This is a genomic window from Micromonospora sp. C97, from assembly GCF_018070385.1.
Classification (GTDB): Bacteria; Actinomycetota; Actinomycetes; order Mycobacteriales; family Micromonosporaceae; genus Micromonospora; species Micromonospora parva.
The window spans coordinates 125373-148308 of the sequence record NZ_JAGPXU010000011.1 but is presented as its reverse complement, the minus strand read 5'-3'; the positions used below and the strand labels follow the sequence as shown (position 1 = coordinate 148308).

General features: G+C 72.8%; 17 protein-coding genes. 13 read left to right on the top strand and 4 right to left on the bottom strand.

All coding sequences use genetic code 11. The features are described from left to right. Positions 1 to 540: 540 nt before the first annotated feature. The 7 genes from KBX26_RS17300 to KBX26_RS17270 all read left to right on the top strand — a co-directional run bounded on the left by KBX26_RS17300 (position 541) and on the right by KBX26_RS17270 (position 9639). Entirely contained in the window at positions 541 to 2751 is a 2211-nt protein-coding gene (locus KBX26_RS17300) for a hypothetical protein (protein ID WP_210865874.1), read from the top strand. Between the two features lie 97 nt (positions 2752 to 2848). Further along, positions 2849 to 3592, top strand: coding sequence for a helix-turn-helix transcriptional regulator (locus KBX26_RS17295; RefSeq protein WP_030337865.1), 744 nt, complete (start codon positions 2849 to 2851; stop codon positions 3590 to 3592). Positions 3593 to 3663: 71 nt separating this feature from the next. Then, a complete protein-coding gene (locus tag KBX26_RS17290) occupies positions 3664 to 4698 on the top strand; it encodes a cytochrome P450 (RefSeq protein WP_307857836.1) in 1035 nt (344 codons plus the stop codon). Next, positions 4695 to 5492 (top strand): isocitrate lyase/phosphoenolpyruvate mutase family protein, encoded by a 798-nt coding sequence (locus tag KBX26_RS17285; protein ID WP_210865872.1) that lies wholly within the window; start codon positions 4695 to 4697, stop codon positions 5490 to 5492. Before KBX26_RS17290 ends, KBX26_RS17285 begins: the two co-directional genes overlap by 4 nt. 695 nt (positions 5493 to 6187) lie before the next feature. Continuing rightward, positions 6188 to 7156, top strand: a complete 969-nt coding sequence (locus KBX26_RS17280; protein ID WP_210865871.1) for a DUF5715 family protein — start codon at positions 6188 to 6190, stop codon at positions 7154 to 7156. Positions 7157 to 7160: 4 nt separating this feature from the next. Continuing rightward, the gene (locus KBX26_RS17275) at positions 7161 to 8750 is read left to right on the top strand and encodes an asparagine synthetase B (RefSeq protein WP_030338063.1); all 1590 of its coding nucleotides are present in this window, start codon (positions 7161 to 7163) and stop codon (positions 8748 to 8750) included. 61 nt (positions 8751 to 8811) lie between these two features. Next, entirely contained in the window at positions 8812 to 9639 is an 828-nt protein-coding gene (locus KBX26_RS17270; RefSeq protein ID WP_210865870.1) for a MerR family transcriptional regulator, read from the top strand. A 40-nt stretch (positions 9640 to 9679) separates the two neighbouring features. Here KBX26_RS17270 and KBX26_RS17265 read toward each other — a convergent pair whose 3' ends face one another. Together KBX26_RS17265 and KBX26_RS17260 are read right to left on the bottom strand one after the other, a co-directional pair. Further along, a complete protein-coding gene (locus KBX26_RS17265) occupies positions 9680 to 10906 on the bottom strand; it encodes an SLC13 family permease (RefSeq protein WP_210865869.1) in 1227 nt (408 codons plus the stop codon). A gap of 274 nt (positions 10907 to 11180) precedes the next feature. After that, entirely contained in the window at positions 11181 to 12626 is a 1446-nt protein-coding gene (locus KBX26_RS17260) for an LVIVD repeat-containing protein (RefSeq protein ID WP_030338057.1), read from the bottom strand. A gap of 138 nt (positions 12627 to 12764) precedes the next feature. Between KBX26_RS17260 and KBX26_RS17255 the strand changes: the two genes are divergently transcribed. From KBX26_RS17255 to KBX26_RS17240, 4 genes are all read left to right on the top strand, one after another. Then, the gene (locus tag KBX26_RS17255) at positions 12765 to 13472 is read left to right on the top strand and encodes a DUF305 domain-containing protein (RefSeq protein ID WP_030338056.1); all 708 of its coding nucleotides are present in this window, start codon (positions 12765 to 12767) and stop codon (positions 13470 to 13472) included. A 64-nt stretch (positions 13473 to 13536) separates the two neighbouring features. Beyond that, complete coding sequence (locus tag KBX26_RS17250) at positions 13537 to 14760, top strand: sensor histidine kinase (RefSeq protein WP_210865868.1); 1224 nt, start codon at positions 13537 to 13539, stop codon at positions 14758 to 14760. Next, on the top strand, positions 14757 to 15422 hold the full coding sequence (locus tag KBX26_RS17245; protein WP_210859290.1) for a response regulator transcription factor: 666 nt from the start codon (positions 14757 to 14759) through the stop codon (positions 15420 to 15422). The genes KBX26_RS17250 and KBX26_RS17245 overlap by 4 nt, the downstream gene beginning before the upstream one ends. Positions 15423 to 15569: 147 nt before the next feature. Further along, complete coding sequence (locus tag KBX26_RS17240) at positions 15570 to 18044, top strand: ABC transporter permease (protein ID WP_210865867.1); 2475 nt, start codon at positions 15570 to 15572, stop codon at positions 18042 to 18044. A 91-nt stretch (positions 18045 to 18135) separates the two neighbouring features. Here the strand turns inward: KBX26_RS17240 and KBX26_RS17235 are convergent, their stop codons facing one another. Together KBX26_RS17235 and KBX26_RS17230 are read right to left on the bottom strand one after the other, a co-directional pair. Beyond that, a complete protein-coding gene (locus KBX26_RS17235) occupies positions 18136 to 19398 on the bottom strand; it encodes a nucleotide sugar dehydrogenase (protein WP_210865866.1) in 1263 nt (420 codons plus the stop codon). A 123-nt stretch (positions 19399 to 19521) separates the two neighbouring features. Next, entirely contained in the window at positions 19522 to 20892 is a 1371-nt protein-coding gene (locus tag KBX26_RS17230) for a serine/threonine-protein kinase (protein ID WP_210865865.1), read from the bottom strand. A gap of 538 nt (positions 20893 to 21430) precedes the next feature. On the opposite strand from KBX26_RS17230, the gene KBX26_RS17225 reads away from it, so the two are divergent. After that, positions 21431 to 22060 (top strand): RNA polymerase sigma factor, encoded by a 630-nt coding sequence (locus KBX26_RS17225; RefSeq protein WP_210865864.1) that lies wholly within the window; start codon positions 21431 to 21433, stop codon positions 22058 to 22060. Positions 22061 to 22076: 16 nt separating this feature from the next. Continuing rightward, positions 22077 to 22895 carry a hypothetical protein gene (locus KBX26_RS17220; protein WP_210865863.1) on the top strand — a complete coding sequence of 273 codons (819 nt, stop codon included), beginning with the start codon at positions 22077 to 22079 and terminating at the stop codon, positions 22893 to 22895. Positions 22896 to 22936 lie beyond the last annotated feature (41 nt).

Sequence of the window (22936 nt, the reverse complement as noted above, 5' to 3'; positions counted from 1 at the left end):
GGAAGCACGGCAACGTGAGGCACGCAGAGCTATCGAGGAAATGGCAAGAAAGCGTCGCGGGAAGAAGGGGACAATTCGCGGTGAGGGCGGAGGCGGGGATAATCGGACTGCTCAGGACGCTGGGTATGGAACGGATTTCTCGGGAGGGGTTTAACCCGCCCGCGAATTGGTTCCTATTGGGCAATGCGGGGGCCTCATTCGCTTGCTTCGTCGGTGCTCGAGGTGACTGAACCTGCTGTGATGTCTCGTTGGCTTCTCCCGCAATTTGAGAACTGCGGGACGGTGTTCTTTGCCCAACATCAACACAACCGGGTGGGCGGAGGGATCCTTCGGCGAAGTTGATGCGGATGCTGGGACTGTTCGGATAATTGTGAATTAAGAACGGGGTTTACATTGAGAAGAGCCGAGCGACGAACGCTGCGGGCCATGATGGCTATGCTGCTTATTCTCCTATCGACTGGAACGGTTCTGGTTAGGCCGGATCTGCCGGCACAAGCCGACGCTGCGGGCAGGGGCGGTGACTTCGTACCGATCGACAGCGTGCCCCTTCTGGACACCCGGGACGGCACCGGCGGCACGACTGGTGTTCGGGGCGCCAAGTCGGTCACCACGTTCAACGCCGTCGGTATCGCCGGTATCCCGACCACTGGGGTCGGCGCGTTGATGGTCGACGTGACGGCGATCTACCCGACCGCCAACACGTTCCTGACCATCTACCCGGACCTGACGGAACCGAAGGCGTCGGCCATGAACGCCTCGATCGGCGAGGTCATGACCAACTCGGCGGTGGTCAAGCCCGGTACGAACGGCAAGCTCGCGGTGCGCAACGCGGGCGGCAACGTCCACATCAGAGTGGATGTGGTGGGTTACTTCACGACCGCCACCGGCGGCAGCGGCTCCGGCTTCGTGCCGGTGGACCACACCCGGGTGGTGGACACCCGAACCGGGCAGGGGATCACCGCCGGCACGATGCCCACCCGTGGGACGCGTACCGCCAACATCTACGGCGGTGGGCTGGTGCCCAGTTCCGCTACGGCGGTCATGCTGGACGTCGTGGTGATCGGTGCGACCGGCAACGGCTGGATGACCGTCGGGTCGAGCACGGCCGCGGAGACCGGCATCGACTACGCCAAGGGCGCCACCTCGATGGGGATGGTCGTCAAACTGAACCCCGGTGCCGGCTCCGTGACGCTGGAGAACCGCGGTTCGGCCGTGCATGTTGCCATCACCGTCCAGGGCTACTGGACCGGCAGCCCCACCACCGGCGCCGGCCTGCGCACGGTTCCGGCGGTCACCCTGTACGACAGCCGTTTCCCCAGCGGCGCCCAGCCGGTGCCCGCCAACGGCACCGTCGATGTCGCGGTCGCCGGCACCAACGGCCTGCCGACCCGTGGCATCGCCGCCGCCGTCCTCAATGTCCATGCGGTCGCCCCGACTGTCGACGGGTTCTTCACCGTCACGCCGCTGGGCAGCACCGCGAACACCGTCTCGACGACGAATTTCCCCGCCGCGCACGTCGCCCGGTCCAGCATCGTGGTGACCAAACTGGGCACCGAGGGGAAGGTACGGATCAAGAACGCCAGCAGTGGGACCGTGCACATCGTGGTCGACCTGCAGGGCTGGTTCGCCGACCCGCTTCCGTTCCTGCCCACCGAGTCCTTCTCCCGCTCGACGGCCTTGCAGGGGCAGCCGAGCGACGGCAGCGCGCTCGGGGTCATCGTGTACGCGCACACCGACAACACCGGTCAGGTGCGGGTCGTGCACCAGCAGAACCCGGACGACTTCACGAGCGTGCAGCACATCCCCCAGTTCGGTGCGGAGGCGTTCACCGGGCAGCCCGCGTTGAACGTGCAGAGTGGCAACAAGCAGGTGCAGATCAGCGCCCTGCACACCACCGGCACCGTGTGGACCGGTGCCCAGACGGCGGCGAACGCGGCGACCTGGGCGACGACCGGGAACCTCGGCGGCACCATGGTCGGCCGGCCCGCCACTGTCACCCTCGCCGACGGCACCAGCGTGATCTTCGCGGTGGACGTCGACGGTCGCCTGTGGCACTACCGCCAGAGCGGGACGGGTGCGTCGTGGAAGAGCCTCGGCGACGTCGACCTCACCGGCGGCGTGACGGTGGTGAATGTCGACACCGGTGTCCGGCTGGTCTCCACCACCATGACCGGCACCATCAAGACCGCTGTCTACTCCACCGACGGCACCCTCAGCGCTTGGGTGGACCTGGGCGGGAACGTGACCGGGGTGCCGGCCGCCTTCCTCAACCAGGGCTACCGCACCGGCGTGGTGGCCCGTGCGGCCGACGGTTCGCTGATCACGAAGAAGCAGGAACTGGGCGGCGCCTGGCCGAGCACCTGGCAGACGGTGGGCACGTTCACCGCGGCCGGGTCCCCGGCCGCGATCCTCGACCCGGCCTTGGGCCGGATCGCTGTTGTCGCCCGCGGGCCCGACAACGAGATGTACCGGGTGTACGAGACCGAGCAGGGCTCCGGCACCTGGGGTGAGTGGCTGCGCCTGTACGAGAACCCGAGCGACCCGACCGCCGCCACCGCCGCCACCGATCCCAGCATCGCGCCGATCCAGAACTCCGGCGGAACCGGATTCGTGGTGGTGTACCGCAACCGGAACAACACCACCATCGCGCTGGACCGGCGGTTCGCCGCCCCCGGTGGGATGACGTCAGCGAAGGTGAGCCCGTCGCAGGTCAGCTTCGGCGCGCACCTCATCCCGACGCCGAAGGACTGATCCTCGGCACCACCAGGACCGGGGGCCTCCGTCAACCTGACGGCGGCCCCCGGGTCGCTGGTCACCGGTGCGTCGGCTGCCTTTCTAGACTGAGGCGATGAGCGTTGGCACCGACGGCCGGGGGATGGCCGAACTGGCCGCCCTGCTGGCCGACGGCACCCGCGCCGGGATGTGCCTGGCACTGCTCGACGGGCGGGCGTGGACCGCCGGTGAGCTGGCCCGGCGCGCCGGCGTCGCCCCGTCGACGGCCAGCGACCACCTCACCCGACTGGTCCGCGGTGGGCTGCTCGTCGAGGAACGACAGGGTCGGCACCGCTACCTGCGACTGGCCGGGCCGGCGGTGGCCCAGCTGATCGAGGACCTGGCCGGCCACGCCCCGGCCACCCCCACACCGACCGGGTCGCTGCGCGCGGCGACCGCCAGCGCCTCCCTGGCGTACGCCCGGACCTGTTACGACCACCTCGCCGGGCGGCTGGGCGTGTTGATGTACGACGCGCTGCTCAGCGCGGGCCGGCTCGACCGGTCCAGCGGGCTGGCGCTGACGCCCGACGGCTGGGCCTGGGTGAGCGGGTTGGGCGTACCCGTGGACGTGCTGCGCGCCGCCCGCCGCCCGGTGGTCCGCGACTGCCTGGACTGGACCGAACGCCGCCCGCACCTGGCCGGCGCGCTCGGCGCGGCGCTCTGCCGCCGCTTCACCGACCTGGGTTGGATCAGCCGGGGCGCAGGCCGCGCCGTCCGCCTCACGCCCACCGGCCGCCCTGGCCTGGCCGCGGCTCTGGCGGTCCCCGACCACACCCTCGACCCGCCGGTAGCCCCGCCGCCCAGGAGCGGCCGCGCCTGACGATTGTGCGCGCCTGACGGGGGCGGGATCGTTCGGTGCGGGGCGAAAGGTTCGCGCCCTACGGTCGGGCGGTGACTGACACCTGGCCCGTCATCGCGCCCGCCCCGGGGACCCCGGCGTGTGGGCCACCCTCGTTCGCACCGGAGCGCGGCTGGTGGGTGACCCGGCACGCCGACGTGCGGGCCGCGCTCACCGACCCGGCGTTGCGGGTGCCGCCCGTCGACACCGGTCCGTTCGGCACCCTCGCCTGGCTGCGCGCCACGGTCAGCCGGTTCAGTGCGCCGCGACAGCACGCCGACCGTCGGGCGGTCGCGGTGGCGGCGTTGGCCCCGATGGACCCGGACGAGCTGCGACACGACGCGGCCCGGCTGACCGTCGCCGTTCTCGACCGGGCCGGCGACCGGGTCGACGTGATCCGGGAACTGGCCCGGCCGGTGCCGCTGCGGGCGTTGGCCGCTCGGCTCGGTTTCGCGGATCCGGCAGCCGCCGGGACGGCGGTCGCGGTCGTCGCGGCCGCGTACCACCCGGGGGTGGACCCGGCGTCGACCGCGCGGGCCGACCGGGCGGTGGCGGCGCTGCTGGCGCTCGCGCCAGCGGGACCCCCGGTGGTACGGGCGAATCTGATCGGCCTGCTGGTCCAGGCGTGCGACGCGACCGCCGGCCTGATCGGCGGCGCCGCCCATCACCTGTTGCCCCCGGCCGCCCCGGAAACGCCGGCCACAGCACTGACCGCCGACCTGCTGGCCGAGGTGCTGCGCCTCGACCCGCCGGTGCGCGCCACCCGACGGGTCACCGTCGACGCGGTACGGCTGGGCGGGCAGGATCTGCCGGCGGGCAGTCCGGTGCTGCTGCGTTTCGACGCGGCCAACCGCGACCCGCGGGCGTTCACCGACCCCGCGAGGTTCCAGCCTGGTCGGCCTGGTGCCGGACTGTTGACGTTCGGGACGGGGGAGCGGGGTTGCCCCGGCGACCGGCACGCCCTGGCGCTGGCCAGCGGGGTGCTCGACGTGCTGCGGGAACGCTGCCGGCGTAGTCCGACCCCGGTGCGTCACGAGCCGCACCCGACAGTGCGGGTGCCGACAGATCTGGAGGTGAGCGTCCGATGATCGACAGTCGTGCCGCGTTCCACGCCCTGCACCGCGCCGGCCGCCCACTGCTGCTGCCCAACGCGTGGGACCACGCCTCGGCGGCGGCGCTCGCCGCGCGAGGCCACCCGGCCATCGGCACCACCAGCCTCGGGGTCGCCGCGACCACCGGCCGTCCCGACGGCGCGGCGGCCACCGCGGGAGAGACCCTCGCCCTGGCCCGCCGCCTGGCCGGGTTGCCGGTGCTGCTCAGCGTGGACGTGGAGGGCGGGTTCAGTGACGACCCGACGGAGGTCGCCGCGTACGTGGCGGACCTGGCCGGGCTCGGCGTGGTCGGGATCAACCTGGAGGACGGCCGCCCGGACGGCACGCTTGCCGACCCCGAGTGCGTCGCCGACAAAATCGCGGCGGTGAAGGCGGCGGTGCCGGACCTGTTCGTCAACGCCCGCACCGACACGTGGTGGCTTGCGGTGGCCGACCCGCTGCCGCAGGCCCTCGCCCGAGCCCGCGCCTACCGGGCGGCCGGCGCGGACGGGATCTTCGTGCCGGGCACCGTCGACGACGCGACGCTGCGGGTCCTCACCGAGCGGGTCGACGCTCCCGTGAACGCGCTGTACCAGCCCGGCGGCCCAGGGCTGACCGAGCTGGGCAGGGCCGGGGTGGCCCGGGTCAGCACCGGCTCGCTGCTGTTCCGGGCAGCACTGGGCGCCGCGCTCGACGCCGCCGACGCCGTCCGCCTCGGCAGGCCCACCACCTCGTCGGGCCTGCCGTCGTACGCCGAGGTGCAAGCCCTGGTGCCGCCCGCCGCCGACTGACGGCGCCCGCCGCCGACTGACGGCGCCCGCCGCCGACTGACGGCGGCGGCCGGCGACTGACGGCGGCGGCCGGCGACTGACGGCGGCGGCCGGCGTCTGGCGGTGGCGGCCGGTGGCCGGTGGCAAGCGACGGCGGACGGCGGCGTCTAACGGCCCGCCGGTGTCCGCCGGCTGCGCCGGCCCGCGCGGGCAGTGGCCCGATCAACCGGCGCCGGTGGGGTGAGGCTGCGTTCCGGCGCCTTTGGAGCTGAATCGTTGACGACATCACAGGCCGGCTGCCGACCCAACCACCCTCTGCCCGCCCCTGCCCCGCGCCCCCGACCCTGCGTCCCCGCCCTGCGTCCCTGCCCTGCCCGCCGCCCACCCTGTTGATCAAGAGGTTTGCGTCACCGGAACGGCTTCGGATGACGCAAACCTCTTGATCACGTCACGGTGGCGGTCGGTGGGCGGGTGTGGGGGAGTGGGGCATGCCGGGGGCGAAGGGGGCGGTTGGGGGTCGGGGCGGTCGTGATTCGTTGGCGACATCAGCTCCAAAGGGGTCATCAGCATGGGTTGCCCCCGGCGAGGGCGGGTGGGTGGTGTGTGGTCCGTTCGGGGGCGAATAGGAGGAATGTTCGGTCGGTTCCGGTGCTGATGATTACGGTGTGTTTCAGGGCGAACCACCCAGTGCCGTGACCGGAGAAAGGGACCCCGTCATGCGAGTGCCCAGCCGTAGTCCGGGACAGCAGCCCGGTTCGCCTCCGTCGCCCACCGCCCCGGCCCGCCGTCGACCCTCCGGCGCGGCCCCCCGCCGCCTTCCCGCCGCCGCGCCCGACCTGGCCGCTTACCGGGCCGCCGTCGCCGAGCTGCTGGTCGAGGTCGGCGCCCTGGCGGACGCGGCGAGCACCCGGGCCCGGCAGGTGCTCATCGACGAGCGGCTGCGGGAGCCGGCGCTCGCCGCGGTCCTCGACGGCACCCCGCAGGGGCTGATCGGCGCGCGCGAGACCCTGCTGCTGGAGATGGCCCGCTATCAGCCGAACGACCGCACCTCGGCCGGTGACCTCAGCGCCCTGGTCCGGATCTACCTGCTCTCCCGCATCGACGTGCTGTGGTGGCAGGACGCGCCGACCTTCGTCACCGACGACCAGGTCAACGGCAGCGCCGAACTGGTCGACCTGGAGTGGCTGCGCCGCCGTGACCTGCTGCGCTTCCGCTACCAGGAACAGCCCGCCACGATGCTGGGACGGGCCGCGCGCGGGCTGCGGCGCCGACTGCTACCCGACGCCACCCCGCACACCGCGGGGCTGCTGTTCCGCCGCGCCCGCCGCGAGGTGGTGGCGCTGCTCAACGACATCGCACGGGAGTTCGCCGCCGTCGCGCCGCCGGCCACCCCGCCGCTCTGGGTGACCAGCCTGGTCCGCAGCGCCGAGCACCAGTACCGGTTGCGCCGCCTGGGCTACGCGGCGATGTTGCCCAGCGGGCACTGCCTCGGCTACTCGGTCGACGTCGAGCTTGCCTGGTTCGAGCGTTTCGGCGCGCGGGACGCCCTGGCGCAGCTGCTGCTGAGCCGACAGGAGGCCGGTGAGCTGAACGTGATCGACGAGGGGCAGGCCTGGCACCTGTGTCTCGCGCCCACCGCCCGGCGTCGGCTACGCCGGGCGTACGAGGCCGAGATGGGGGTCTGAGCCGGTGTGCGGCATCGCGTTGAGCATCGGCCCCGAGGCCGACCCGGCGACCTTCCGGCGGATGCTCGCCGCCCTGGCCCCACGCGGTGAGGTCACCGAAACCCGGTCGGAGAACGGGCTGCTCGCCGGCACCCGTCGACTGCGGGTCGTCGACCGGGACCGGGCGGTGCAACCGTGGACCTCGACCGACGAACGATGGCTGCTCTGCTTCAACGGCGAGATCTTCAACTACCGGGAGTTGCGGGCGCAGCTGACCCGCCTGGGACAGGCCTTCCGCACCGAGAGCGACACCGAGGTGCTGCTCGCCGCGTTCCAGCAGTGGGGCGAGGCCGCGGTGACCCGGCTGCGCGGCGAGTACGCCTTCGCGGTCGTCGAACGGGCCACCGGTCGGGCGTACCTGGCCCGCGACCCGCTCGGCGTCAAGCCGCTGTACTGGTCCCGTCGGCCCGGCTGCCTGCACATCGCCTCCGAGGTCAAGGCGCTCGTCGGGCACGGCGCCCCGATCGCCGAGGTGCCGCCCGGGCACCACGGCTGGGCCGAGGCGGACGGGCACGTGCGCCTGAGCCCGTACGTCGACCTGCTCACCATCGGCGACGGCCTGCCGATCATCGACGACCCGGACGAGGCCGCGCTGCTGGTCCGCGCTGCGCTGAGCGACGCCATCCGGATGCGGGTGGAGACCGACCTGACCGTCGGGGTGGTGCTCTCCGGTGGCCTGGACAGCTCGTTGACCCTGCGGCAGGTGCGGGACATCCACCCGGACTGTGTCGCGGTGACCGTCGGCGTGGCGGACAGCCCCGACGTGGCGTACGCCCGGCGGCTCGCCGCCGACCTCGACGTGCCGCACGTGGTGGTCGAGCTGCGCCCGCGCGACATCCGGCTCGCCGACGTCCGCGAGGCCATCCGGATCTCCGAACTGACCGAGTACGGCGACATCATCAACGCGGTCGTCTCGGTGCCGATCTTCCGGCGGCTGCGCGACCTGGGCATCAAGGTGGTGTTGACCGGTGACGGCTCCGACGAGCTGTTCGGCGGGTACCCGATGTACCACCAGGTCGCCCCGGCGGCGGCCCGCAGGCTGTTCCTGCACCGCATCCGCAACCTGTGCCGCACCGAGTTGCAGCGGGTCGACCGGGCCGCCATGGGACACGGCGTGGAGGCACGGGTGCCGTTCCTCGACCTCAGCGTGGTGGAGCTGGCGATGCGGTTGCCGGTGGATCTGAAGCTGCGCCACGGGCAGGAGAAGTGGATAGTCCGGCGGGCGTTCGGCGACGTGCTGCCCGACTACATCCTCCGCCGTCCGAAGAACCCGATGTCGTACTCGTCCGGGTTGCACGAGCGGGTCCGGCTGTACAAGCCGCTCTTCGCCCGGCTGCACCGCTCGTTCGGCTACGACCTGCAGGAGCCGGTCCGGCGGGACTTCGACACCGTGCTGAGCCGCTGCGGCAACGACCTGGACCGGGCCATCGCCGACGGTCTCAGCCGACCCGACTACACGGTCCTGGAGCACGCCCGCGACCTGGTCGGCGCGGCCAAGTGGAACGCCGCGCCGATGGTCCGCCGGCTGGTCGGCCCGCGCCCGGCCCGCCCCTGACGGTCGCCCCGCACGCCACGCTTGACTCTGACACGGTGTCAGGGACGAGTGTGAGGGGGCCATGTTCACCATCGGAGACTTCGCCAGATTCGGCCGGGTGTCGGTGCGGATGCTGCGCCACTACGACAGCATCGGCCTGTTGCGCCCGGCCAGCGTCGACCCGCACAGCGGTTACCGCTTCTACCGGGCCGACCAGCTGCGTCGGCTCAACCGGGTGATCGCCCTCAAGGAGCTGGGCCTCACCCTGGAACAGGTGCGCGCGATCGTCGACGACGCCGTCGACGTGGCCGAGCTGCGGGGCATGCTGCGGCTGCGCCGGAGCCAGCTGGCGGAGCAGTTGGCCGCCGACACGGCCCGGTTGGCGGCCGTGGAGGCGAGGCTCCGAATGATCGAGTCGGAGGGTCGGATGACCACCCAGGACGTCGTACTCAAGGAGATCGCACCGGTCCGCGTCGCGGAGCTGACCGCCGTCGCGGCCAGTTACCAGGGCGAGGACATCGGACCGGTGATCCAACCGCTCTACCCCGAGCTGTTCCGGCGGTTGTCGGCGGCCGGCGTCAACCCGAGCGGGCCCGCCGTCGCCTGGTACGAGCCCGCCGATGCGGGCGGCGACGCCGTCGTCGTGCACGCCGGGGTGCTCGTCGACGCCGAGCCGGCCGCGGCTCCCGACGTCACGGTGCGCGACCTGCCGGCGCTGCACAGCGCGGCGACCATCATCCACCACGGTGCGATGGCCGACGTCGAGCCGAGCATGCAGGCGCTCGCCCGGTGGATCGAGGAGAACGGCTACCGCACCGACGGTTTCGCCCGGGAGGTCTACCTGGACTACTGCGCGGACACCCCGGAGAAGGGCGTCACCGAGCTTCAGCTCGCCGTGTACCGCGACTGAGCCGGCCGCCGCGCACCGGATCGCCCCGCCGACCGGGCGCTCAGCTCACCAGCAGCAGCGCGCCGACCGCGCCGAGCGTGCCGGTGACCGCGAGCAGCGTGCTGGTCAGCACGAACCGGGTCACCGGCACCGTGACCCGGGCCGCCCGGCACCGCTCGAACCACAGCAGGGTCGCCAGCGACGCCCAGGGTGCGGCCAGCGGGCCGACGTTGGTGCCGATCAGCAGGGCCAGCAGCCGGGTCGCGTCGCCGCCCGGCAGCACCGACTCGCCGGCCAGGTAGGCCGGCAGGTTGTTCAGCGCGTTGGCGAGCAGCGCTCCGGTGCCGCCGGCGCGCAGCGCGCCGAGCGCATCACCGTCGGCCCCGAGCAGGGTGCCCACCAGGTCGTCCAGCCCGTGCCGGCCGAGGGTCTGCACCACCAGGAACAGGCCGGTGACGAAGAGCAGGAGGCGCACCGGCACCAGCCCCGGGCGCAGCGTGGCGGGGGAGCGGATGACGAACCCGACCAGCACCAGCGCCAGCGCGACGGTGGAGGCGAGACCGATCTCCACGCCGGCGAGGATCCCGCCGATGAAGAGCAGACAACCGGCGAGGGCGGTGCGGTGCAGCACCGGGTCCGCCGGCACGTGCGCGGCCGGCGGGACGAAGCGCCCCCCGGTCGGTTGGTCCCGCCGCCACCAGGTGAACCAGAGCAGCGCCATCGTGACCGCCACCGCCACCAGCTGAGGCAGCGCCATGCGGGTCGCGTACGTCAGGGGCGCCAGCCCGACCCGGTCGGCGGCCAGCAGGTTGGTCAGGTTGGACACCGGCAACAGCAGACTGGCGGTGTTCGCCAGCCAGACCGTGGTGACCGCGAGCGGGCCGGCGGGCACGCGCAGGGTGCGCGCCAGCGCGAGCAGGACCGGGGTGAGCAGCACGGCGGTGGTGTCGAGGTTGAGCACGAGGGTGGTCAGTGTCGCCAGGCCGCCGCAGAGCAGGAACAGCGCCGCCCACCTCCCCCGGGAGGCGATGGCCAGTCGGCTGGCCAGCACGTTGAACACACCGGCTACGGCGGTCAGCTCGGCGAGCACGATGACGGTGCCGAGGAAGAGCAGCAGCGGCAGGATCCGGTGCAGCGTGGCGGTGGTCTCCGCGCGGGGCAGCAGCCCGCTCAGCGCGCAGGTCGCGCCGACCACGGCGAGGACGACCGCCACCAGGTCCAGCGGGTGGGGTCGCCAGCGGGTGGTCGGCTCGGGTGTGGCGGGCGGTGCGACGGCGGCAAGCTTCACGTCTGACCACGTTGACACGGTGGCGGGTCTGCCGCCCGCGCTGGAACTGTCAGGGTGACCAGGCCCACCAGCGCGTGACCGGCGACCGGAGCAGCGCGGTCGACCAGTCGCGGCGCTGCGGCGCGGGGAACCCGACAGACCGGCCCGGGATGGGAGACAACCGACGATCGGCCCCGCCGCGTCCGATAGGTAGCGTGACCGGCGAATTCCGCCCGAACAGGGCCGGGCCCGGCCCCCGGAGATCGGGGGCCGGGCCCGGCTGCGGGCTCGGTGCCTACCAGCCCAGGTAGCTGGGCTGGGTCTGCACGTTGAGCTCCTGGTAGCGGGTCAGCTTGGCCGTCCAGGTGCGCCAGTCGTTCAGCTCCAGGACGTCCAGGCCCTTCACCATGTCGTTGGAGTAGATGTGGCCGTTGTAGTAGTACGCGGACCAGGTGCCACCGCCGACAGGCCGGTCTGCCGAGAGCGGGCCGCGCTCCCAGAAGGCGATCTCCTTCGGGTTGGCCGAGTCGGTGAAGTCCCAGACCGAGATGCCGCCCTGGTACCACGCCTGGACCATGATGTCCTTACCGAGCACCGGGATCAGCGAGCCGTTGTGCGCCACGCAGTTCTCGGTGTCGGCGTTCGCCCGGGGGATCTTGTAGTAGCTGCGGAAGGTCATCTTCCGGGCGTTGCCGCGGCCGCTGATGTCGTAGATGGCGTCCGCGCCCCGGTTCGGGCCGACAGCCTCGTTGCAGGTCGCCGCGCCGCCGCCACCCAGCTCGTCGGTGAAGATCACCTTGGTGCCGGCGTTGTTGAAGGTGGCCGAGTGCCAGAACGCGAAGTTGACCTCGTCCCGCACCCGGTTGATGACCCGGGGCGCTTCCCGGTTCTTGATGTCGAGCAGGATGCCGTCACCCATGCACGCGCCGGCGGCCAGGTCCTTGGCCGGGTAGACGGTGATGTCGTGGCAGCCGGTGGTCGCCGAGCCGGTCTCACTGCCCGGGAAACCGCCGTCCGGGAAGAGGTTCGGGGCCGCGATCACCGCGGCGTCCGTCGGCTTCTTCAGCGGCACCTTGATGATGGAGATGGAGTCGTGCGGGGGCTGGCAGTCCGGGAACTCGGCCCGCGGGCTGTACGACGAGACGTACAGGTAGACCGTCTTGTTGTTCTTGCCCGGCACCAGGGTGTGGGTGTGTGAGCCGCAGGCCGTCTCGACGGACTTGATGTAGCGCGGGTTGGCCTTGTCCTTGATGTCGAAGACCTTGATGCCCTCCCACGAGCCCTTCACGTCCGCCCCCTGCGCGGTGCTGTTGCAGGAGTCGTCGCTGCGGGACGAGTCGGTGGAGAGGAAGAGCAGGTCACCGTGGACGGAGATGTCGTTCTGCGACCCCGGGCAGAGCACCCGGGCCTTGACCGTCGGGGCGCTGGGCCGCGAGATGTCGTAGATGACGAAGCCGTTGTAGTTGCCGGCGAACGCGTACTTGCCCTGGAAGGCGATGTCGCTGTTGGTCGCGTCCAGTGGGGCGACCTTGGGCACGTTGGCGATCTGGCGCAGGTTGGGGCTGCTCACGATCTCGTCGACGCCGGGGATCGTGTTGGTGAGCGCGGGGGCTGGGGCCGCCTGCGGCACCGTCTGGGCGTTGCTCGCCGGGGCGACGAGAGCGCTGGCGACGAGGAGGCCGGTCGTGGCGAGCGCCACGATGCGCAGTTGTCGTAACCGTGGCTTGTGGAGTCTGATCATCGGCGGGGCCCTTCGCAAGGGGGAGACGATGGCTGACACGTTACCGCTCGACGAAGAACGTCGATGTGAGCTGGATCACATGAAAGTGGGTTCTTCAATGGATAGCATCGCGGTGACCTCGACTGCAGGGAGTGGCCCATGACCAACCGGCGCGCACGCACCCTGGCGATCGTCACACTCGCTGTCGCGTTGCCGCTGGTGGCGTTCATGATGATCCGCCTCGACGGCGACACCGGCACGCGGGCCGCGCAGCCGGTCTCCGCGCCCGCCCCCGCAACCGCGTCGCCGACGGTCAGCCCGGTCCCCACCGACCTGACCGTCATCGCGCCCGGCCGCCCGGGCGAGACGGCGGCCACCCGGCCGGCGCACGAGGTCCGCGACGTCGGCCCCGCCCCGCACAACTCGCTGGACGTCTGGTTCGTCCGGATGATGATCCCGCACCACGCGCAGGCCCTGGCGATGGCGGAGCTCGCCCCCGACCGGGCCGCCGACCCCGACGTGCGGGCCATCGCCGAGCGCATCCGGGCCAGCCAGGGCCCGGAGATGGGCATGATGCGCGGCTGGTTGCAGACCCGCGGCCTCCCCGCGGAGGTCCAGGGGCACGACCACGGCACCATGCGCGGCATGCAGTCACCCGAGGCGATGGCGCAGCTCGCCGCGACCCGTGGCCCGGACTTCGACGAGCTCTTCGTCCAGATGATGACCGAGCACCACCAGGGCGCCATCGAGATGGCCACCAACCTGCTCACCGTCGGCTCCGACCTGACGCTCAACGAGTTCGCCAACGCCGTCGCCACCGAGCAGACCGTCGAGATCGACCGCATGCGCGAGATCCTCGGCTCCTGAGCCGGGGCGCGAGGGGCCCGGGCGCGCGGGGGGCGAGGGCCGCCCGTCCCGGCACGTACGCTGGGTGACCGTGAGACGCACAGTGCTCGGCCGCCCGCTGCGCGGCGTCGCCTTCGACGTGGCCGTCGCCGCCCTGGTGGTGCTCGTCTCGCTGGCCGCGGCGGTGAACCAGCCGGGAGGTTGGGCGGCCACGGCGGTCGGCGTGGGCATGGCGGTGGCGCTGCTGTTCCGCCGCACCCACCCGGGCGTGGTGACGGTGGCCGTCGCGGCGCTCGCCCTCATCCAGGTGGTCGCCCGGTGGGGTCCGCTCATCTACGACGTGGCCGTCCTGATCGCGCTCTACAGCGTGGTGAAGTACGGGCGGCGGCTACGCGACGGCGTGCTGGCCGGCGCGGTCGCGGCCGTCGGGGTGCTGCTGGCCGCCGCACAGACCCCCAACGTCATCCAGTGGTGGGTGACCGCGCTGTGGTACGCGCTGGTCACCGGCGCGGTGTGGTTGGTAGCGCTGAACGTGCGGACCCGCCGGCTCTACGTGCTCAGCCTGGAGGAGCGGGCCGCGACCCTGGAACGCGAACGGGAGGCCGAGTCCCGGGCGGCGGTCGCCGAGGAGCGCACCCGGATCGCCCGTGAGCTGCACGACGTGGTCGCACACAGCATGGCCGTGATGATCGTCCAGGCGGACGGCGCCCGGTTCATGCTCGACAGCGACCCCGCCCAGGCGCGTACCGCGGTGAAGGTGGTGGCGGACACCGGCCGGCAGGCCCTCGAGGAGATGCGCCGGCTCGTCGGGGTCCTGCGCGACGCCGGCCCGACCGGCGGGGAGGCCGACGCGGCCGGGCTGGCGGTGGCGGCCGACCCGGAGCACCGGCGTCTCGCCCTGGCGGAGCTGCCCGACCTGCTGGCCCGGTTCGTCGACGCCGGCCTGCACGTCCGCAGCACCGCCACCGGTACGCCACCGACCCTGCCGCCGGGCCTGGAGCTGACCGTCTACCGGGTGGTGCAGGAGGCGCTGACCAACGCGCTCAAGCACGCCGGGGTCGGCGCCGGCGTCGAGGTCGTCCTGTCGTACACCGTCGAAGCCGTCGTGGTCCGGGTGGTCGACGACGGTCGCGGCCGTCCGCTGGTCAGCCCGGCGCCGCCCGGCGGTCACGGCCTGCTCGGCATGCGGGAGCGGGTGACGGTGTACGACGGCAGCCTCACCGCCGGCCCCCGACCGACCGGGGGCTGGCAGGTCGAGGTTCGGCTGCCGCTACCGTCGGAGCCGGCAACGGAGGTGATCGCGGCATGACGGTCCGGGTAGTGATCGTGGACGACCAGGCGCTGGTCCGCGCCGGGTTCCGGATGGTGCTGGACTCCCAGCCCGACCTTGAGGTCGTCGGGGAGGCGATCGACGGCGCGGACGCCCTGCGGGTGCTCGCCCGCACCGAGGCCGACGTCGTCGTGATGGACATCCGGATGCCCACCATGGACGGGGTGGAGGCGACCCGGCGACTCTGCGCCGAGCGGCCCGCGGACGGGCCCCGGGTGCTGGTGCTGACCACCTTCGACACCGAGGCGGACGCGTTCGCCGCCCTACAGGCCGGGGCGAGTGGATTCCTGCTCAAGAACGTTCCGCCGGAGGAGCTGCTGGCGGCCATCCGGGTGGTGGCCCAGGGCGACTCGGTGGTGGCTCCGTCTATCACCCGGCGTCTGCTGGACCGGTTCGCCGGGCAGCTCGGCGCCGCCCCGAGCGGCGACCCTCGGCTCGCCCAGCTCACCGAACGCGAACGGGAGGTGCTGCTGCTGGTCGCCCAGGGGCTGTCCAACGCGGAGATCGCCGCCCGGGTGCACGTCGCCGAGGCGACGGTGAAGACCCACGTCGGGCGGATCCTGGCCAAGCTCCAGCTGCGCGACCGGGTCCAGGCGGTGGTCCTGGCGTACGAGAGTGGGCTGGTCACGCCCGGCGGATGACACCGCGTACGACCTGGGTCGTAGCGGACGGCGGGCGCACCGCGACCCCTGGCGCAGGCAGGTCGAGCGCGCAGGTGGAGATCGATCCAGCGGTGCCGGCCATAGCGTCGGAGGGGTCCGATCCGCCACCCGCACCGGGAGCCCCGCATGATCCGCCTGACCCTGCGCTCGTTGCGTGCCGAGGCGCTGCGCATGCTGCTCTCGGCGCTCGCCGTCGTGCTCGGCGTCGCGTTCGTCGCCGGCACGATGATCTTCGTCGACGGGATGCGGACCGGCGCGTACGAGCGGGCCGGCACCTTCGACCGCCACACCGACCTGGGTGTCTACTCGACCGGCCGGAAGGTGTTGCCCCCGACCCTGGTCGATCGGGTGCGGGCGGTCGACGGGGTGGCCGCCGCAGCCGGTGAGCTGACCAACACCGCCGGGATCGTCGGCGCCGACGGTCGGCCGGTGCTCGGCTTCACCATGCTCGTCGCCGTCCCCACCGAGGACGCGCTGCGCTCGTACGACGTGGTGGCCGGCCGGTTGCCCGACCGGGCCGGTGAGGTGGTGCTCGACGCGCCCACGGCGACCGAGCAGGGCTTCGGGCTCGGCGCGACGGTCCGGATCGGTGCCACCGGCGGGGCGGCCCGCCCGTACACGCTGGTCGGCACCGTCGACGTGGCCGGCACCTCCCGCGACGTCGGCGGTCCGTTCGTCGGCCTGGTCGGGCCGGACGCGCTGGCCCTCACCGGCGAGCGGGGCTACGGCCGCGTCATGGTGGCGGCCCGCCCGGGCGTCGACGTCGCGGCGCTGACCGAGCGGGTACGCGCCGTGGTCGGCGCCGAAGCCACTGTGAAGAGTCGCCAGCAGATTCTCGACGAGGCGGTGCAGGAGGCGGTCCGTAACGTGGACCAGTTCCGCATGCTGCTGTTGATCTTCGTGGGGGTCGCGATCGTGGTGGCCGGCTTCGTGATCGCCAACACCTTCGCGATCGTGCTGGCACAGCGCACCCGGCGCACCGCGCTGCTGCGCCTGATCGGCGCCACCCGGGGGCAGGTCTTCCGGTCCACAGTGCTGGAGTCGGCAGTGCTGGGGTTGGTCGCCTCCGCGCTCGGAGTGCTGATCGGGGTGGCCCTCGCCGGTGCGATGCGGCTCCTGCTGTCCCGACTGGACGTACCGGTCACCGGCGGCCTGACCGTGACCGGTTCGACGGTGCTGACCGGCCTGCTGCTGGGCACCGGCCTCACCGTGTGCGCCGCCCTGCTCCCGGCCTGGCGGGGAACGCGGATCGCCCCGGTGGCCGCGCTCACCGACGCCGCGGTGCAGCCCAGCCGGGGTGCCGGTCGGCTCCGGCTGACCGCCGGCGCGGTGGTGCTCGCCGCCGGGGTCGCCGCGCTGGCCGGTGCCGCCAGCGCCGGGCAGCTGCTGCTGGTGGCGGCCGGCGGGGTGCTCAGCTTCTTCGGGATCGTGCTGTTCGGGCCGGTGCTCGTCCCGGCGCTGGCCCGGGTGTTCGGCTGGCCGGTACGACGGGTGCTCGGCACCGCCGGTGAGCTGGCGGTCGCCAACACGGTGCGCAATCCACGGCGGGTCGCCGCGACAGCCACGGCACTGGTGATCGGGATCGGACTGGTCTCGGCGTTCATGGTGGGCGCGCGCAGCACCAAGGACGGCATCGAACGCAGCGTCGACGCTCAGATCGGCACCGACTTCGTGGTCAGCGGAATCGGACAGGACCTGCCGGCCACGCTCGTCGGTGAGCTCATCGCCCGCCCCGAGTTGGGGGTCGTGCACGAGCAGCGCAGCGTCGTCGTCGACGACGTCGAGATCCGCGCGGCCCACCCGGCGCTGGTCTCTCGGACGCTGAGCGGAGTGCTGGCGGGCGACGCCGACCGTGTCGGTCCGGGGCAGGTGCTGGTGCACAGCGAGTTGGCGCGCTCCCGTGGTTGGCAGGTCGGTTCGCCGGTGACCGTCGCGGGCCGGTCGTTGCGGGTGGCCGCCGTGGTCACCGACGACACCCCCGGCGGTGCGGTGCCGGCGGGTCACGTCATCGACCTGTCCGACCAGGACTTCGCCGCGCTCTTCCCCGCCCAGCGGGGCTACCTGGCCGAGATCGACCCCGCCGCCGGGGTGAGCGCCGATCGGGCTCGTGCGGCGATCACGGCCGTGCTCGGCCGGTACCCGACGGTGAACCTGATGGACCAGGGCGCGTACAAGAAGATGCTCACCGGCACTGTGGACATGCTGCTCGCCTTCGTCACGGCGCTGCTCGGCCTGGCCGTGGTGATCGCCCTGGTCGGCGTCGCGAACACGCTGAGCCTGTCGGTGCTCGAACGGACCAGGGAGAACGCCGTGCTGCGGGCCGTCGGGCTCAGCCGAGGGCGGATGCGGGCCGTGCTCGCCGTCGAGGCGGTGCTGATGGCGGTGGTCGGCGCGGTGCTCGGCGTCGGGCTCGGCACCGGAGTCAGCGCGTCCACGATGGCCCTGCTGGACCGCCTCGGCGGCGACTTCCACGTGGTGCTGCCGTTCGGTCAGCTCGGGCTGATCCTCGGCGTCGCGGTGCTGGCCGCCCTGCTCGCCTCGGTGCTGCCGGCCCGCCGGGCGCTGTCCCGCCCGGTCGTCGAGGCGCTCGCCGACCAGTGACCGGCCGGGTTGTCGGCAGTGGCACCGGACGGACATCGCCGGCCGGCCCCGCCCTCTTCCCCGGCGGCGGGACCGGCCAGCGGTGCCGGGTCTACAGGCGCTCGACCATCGGGCCGACGCACCGGTTGCGGGTGTCGAAGACGTAGCGGGCGTGCGTGACCACGAGGTCGTAGTCGAAGATGTCATGGTCGGTGACCACCACCACCGCGTCGGCGGCGCTCACCTCCCGCTCGGTGAGCCCGACCATGGTGACCCCGGCGGGGAGCTGGTGCGCCTCCGCGTACGGCTCGACGGCGTGCACCTCGGCGCCGAGGGCCTGCAACCGTCGCGCCACATCGACGGCGGGGGAGTCCCGCATGTCGCCGGTGTTCTTCTTGTAGGCCAGACCGAGCAGCAGCAGCCGGGCGCCTCTGGCGGCCCGACCGTCCCGGTTCAGCCCCGCCATGATCCGCTGCGCGACGTGTTCGGGCATCTCGTGGTTGACGTCGTTGGCCAGCTCGATGAACCGGAACTGCCGCCCGAGGCGGCGCTTGACCTGCCAGGACAGGTAGCACGGGTCGATCGGCAGGCAGTGCCCGCCGACGCCGGGGCCGGGCCGGAACGGCAGGAAACCGAACGGCTTGGTCGAGGCCGCGTCGATCGCCTCCCAGACGTCGATGTCGAGGTGGTGCGAGAGCATGGTCAGCTCGTTGATCAGCGCGATGTTGACCTGGCGGAAGGTGTTCTCGATCAGCTTGGTCAGCTCGGCGACGCGGGTGGAGTCCACCGGCACGGTGCGTTCCACGAGGCGCCGGTAGAACTCGTCCACCCGGGCCAGCGACGCCCGGTCCACACCGGAGACCACCTTCGGGGTGTTCTCCAGGCGCCAGGTCGGATTGCCCGGGTCGATCCGCTCCGGGCTGTAGCCCAGGTGGAAGTCGCCGGGGCTGGTCAGCCCGCTGGCCGACTCCAGCAGCGGGCGCAGCAGCTCCTCGGTGGTGCCGGGGTACGTGGTCGATTCCAGGATCACCGTGCAGCCCGGGCGTACGTACGGGCCGATGCCGATGCCGGCCTGCTCGACGAAGCTCAGGTCGGGGGTGCCGTCGCGCAGCGGGGTCGGCACCGTGATGACGCAGATGTCGAACCCGTCGGCGTCGGTGTACTCGGTGCTGGGGTGGTAGCGACCGCTGCCCAACGCCCGGCCCAGCCGGTCGGCCGGGATGTCCTCGACGAACGACTCGCCGGAGGCGAGGCGCTTGACCCGGTCGGCGTCGACGTCCAGCCCGACCACGTCGAGCCCCGCCTCGACGGCCCGCATGGCCAGTGGCAGTCCCACATACCCCTGACCGATGACGACCAGCTTTTCAGCGCTCACCCAGGCTCCCGCAGCAGATGGTGTAAATGGCCTGCTGAGAGCCTAGAGGCGTCTTCGGTGACGTAAGTCCGTTTTGGGGATATGGGTGCCGGTGGGACTGTGGGGACGTCGACGGCGCGTGGCTCAGCCGCCGGCCGGCACCTCCGGATCGGCCGGCGCGCTCGTGGTCGTGGGCGGCGTGGTCGGCGGCGTCGGATCGGTCGGTGGCAGGCTGGTCGGTGGTGCGCTGGTCGGCGGTGCGCTGGTGACGACCGCTGTCGGCGTCGGCGAAGTGGCGGTCTGGCTCGGCTCCAGGCTCGGCGTGGCCGAGACCGAAGCCGACGGCGGGTTGTTGGGTGCCCGCGTGCGGTCGGGCCGGCCTGGGTCGACGCTGGTGATCTGTTCGTTGGCCGCGGGCAGGTCCACGGGACCGCTCGGCGCCACCGACGGCGCGGTGGTCGGCAGATGGACCGCCGGATCCTCGCCCGCGTGGCGCTGCGCGGCCAGTGCCGCGCCGAGCCCGACCAGCGCGACGAGCATGGCCGCGGCCGCACCGACCAGCGGGCCCCGCCGCCGCGCCGCCCGTGACCCGTTCGCCACCGCCGCGCCCACCGGCACGTCGGTGCGGGTGCCCGGCCCGGCGTTGCGCAGCGCGACAGGGGTGGCCATCTCCGTCGGTGGCTCGCCGTCGGTGACCGCCGTCCGAGCGGCCTCGGCCATCGCCGCGCCGCTGGTGAACCGCTCCAGCGGATCCTTGGCCAGGGCCCGCGACACCAGGGCGCGGACCGCCTCCGGGATGTCGTGCGGCAGCTCCGGCGGCTCGTCGTCCAGGTGTCGGACGGCGACCTGCAGGGGGTTGTCGCCGGTGAACGGCGGACTGCCGGTGAGGCAGCAGTAGGTGACCGCGCCCAGGGCGTAGATGTCGGTGGCGCCGCTGACCGGCCGACCGGCCGCCTGCTCGGGAGCCATGTAGAGGGCGGTGCCCGGCACCGCGTTGGTGCTGGTGATGCTGGTGATGTCGGTGGAGCGGGCCACGCCGAAGTCGACCAGGACGACGGTGCCGTCCTCCTGCACCAGCAGGTTGCTGGGCTTGACGTCGCGGTGCACGATGCCGCCGCGATGGGCCGCGTTGAGCGCTGCCGCCGCCTGGGCCACGATCGACATCGTCTCGGCCACGTCGAGTCGCCCGGCCGCCTCGATCCGCTTGGACAGGGGCTCACCGGCGACGAACTCCATGACGAGGTAGTCCGCCCGGCCGCCGTCGGGCAGGTCGTCCGCGCCGCAGTCGAAGACCTGCACGATGCCGGGGTGCCGCAGCGCCGCCATGATCCGGGCCTCGGCGCGGAACCGGGCGATGAAGTCCGGGTCGGAGACCAGCGCGGGGAGCAGAACCTTGACCGCGACCTGTCGGCCGAGGATCAGGTCGGAGGCACGCCAAACGTCGCCCATGCCGCCCGTGGCGACACGTTCGTCCAAGCGGTAGCGACCGCTGAGCACGACCTCCGATGACAACACCGCCTTACCGTACCTAGCGCGGCTCGGGCCGGCGCGCCGTGGCAGGGCCGCCGTGCGGCTGGTTCAGGTTGGCTGATTCGCTGTGACCTGTGTGGACGCTCACCCTTGGTGACGCAGCGGATATGCGGTGTCACGAAAAGCGACAAATTCCGTCGTTCAAGCCCTCAACGGTGGCAAGAAACCGCCTCCGAGCGCGGTTCGTGTTCCCTGCTCACCGGCCGTTACCGCGACGCGCCGCCCGGCAGGGCTGAGAATTGTCACTCTTCCGTGACACGACGCCGACTTGTCGCGTCGTGAGCCCCCTCCTAGCGTTAGCCCCGGCTCGGGCCCTCCCGGCTACCTCGGCGGGCAGCGCGCCGATCGACCCCCCTGGCGTCGGCCCCAAACACGCCGCCCCGACAATCGTGGTCGCGGGCACAACGAGAGCGGCGGAGGGCGGTGCGGGCGTGGTGCTGAACGGGCGGACGACTCGTACCCCGTGCCGTGCCCCGGTGCCGTTGGTCGGGCGGGGCCGCCCCGGGCGATACGTGGGCCGCGGATGACCGACGATCTGTCGGAGGTGGTGAGCGCCGCGCAGGCCGGAGACGAAGAGGCGTTCCGCTTCCTCTACCGCAGCCTCCAGCCCGGGCTGCTGCGGTACCTGACCGCCATCGTCGGGGCCGACGCCGAGGACGTCGCCTCCGAGACGTGGCTGCAGGTCTCCCGTGACCTGCCCGGCTTCACCGGGGGTGAGTTCCGGGCCTGGACGGTCACCATCGCCCGTAACCGCGCCATGGATCATCTCCGCCGGATGCGCCGCCGCCCCTCGCTCCCGGTCCCGGTGCAGGCGCTCGTCGATCTGGCCAGCGACGCGGACACCGCCGAGCGAGCCAGCGAGACGATCGGTACCGAGACCGCGCTCGCGCTGATCGCCACCCTGCCGCCCCGGGAGGCCGAAGCGGTCCTGTTGCGGGCCGTGATCGGCCTGGACGCGGGATCCGCCGGCCGGGTGCTGGGCCGCCGCGCCGGTGCCGTACGCACCGCCGCTCACCGGGGTCTACGACGGCTGGCGGTGCTGTTGGAGCGGCAGAGCCCGACCGGGTCGCCGGTCGCGAGCGAGGGGACGCCGCCGCGTGCGGGCAGCGGCCCCGCCCGGCGGGCACCGCAGGCCGAACCGGCGGACGGCTGACGTGAGGGGACTCCCGATGAACCCGTTCCGGCGGGCCGACCACGCCGACGCCGAGCGGCTGCTCGACGCGGCCCGCGCCCGGCTGGACACCGCGCCGGCCCAGCGTCACGCCGCCACGCCCGCGGACGCGACCGCGCCGGAGGCGTACGCCACCGGCCCGAACGTGCCCCCGGCCGAGCCGGTGGCCGCGTTGCTCGCCGCTGCTGCCGGGCCGGTCCGTGCGGGCGAGCTGGCCGGGGAGGAGGCCGCGCTGGCCGCGTTCCGGGCCGCCCGGGCCAACCCGGCCTCAGTCGCGCCGCAGCCGACCCGTCGTCGTCGGATCCGGACCGGCGTGGTGGCCTGGATCGGCGCGGTGGCCGCCACCGCCACCGCGGGGGCCGCCTTCGCCGCGGTCACCCGGGACCGGGCACCGGACCCCGTCGCGCCGGCCCCGTCGGGCTCGTCACCGTCGCCGCAGCCGGGCACGTCCCGGTCGGACGAGTCCGGTCGGTCGGTGGCCCCGGGTGTCCCGTCGCCGGGCACGTCGTCGTCCGTCACCGCCACGCCATCGGCCAGTCCCGCCCTCACCAACCAGTTGCCCGGACTGTGCCGTGCGTGGCGGGCCAAGAAGCCCGACCAGCGGGAGAGGGCACTGCGCTCGCCGGCCTTCCACCCGTTGGTGACCGCCGCGGGCGGCCCCGCCGACGTCGAGGCGTACTGCCAGCGCCTGGTGCCGGAGACGAAGCCGTCCGAGTCGGCGAAGGCCACCCCGTCCGAGTCGGCGAAGAGCAAGCCGTCCCCGGCGGCGAAAGCCCCACCGTCACCACCGCGGCCAGGCCACCCCACCGACGGCTGAACGGTAGGCGGCCGAGACGGTTTGGTTCCGCCCTGCGCCGG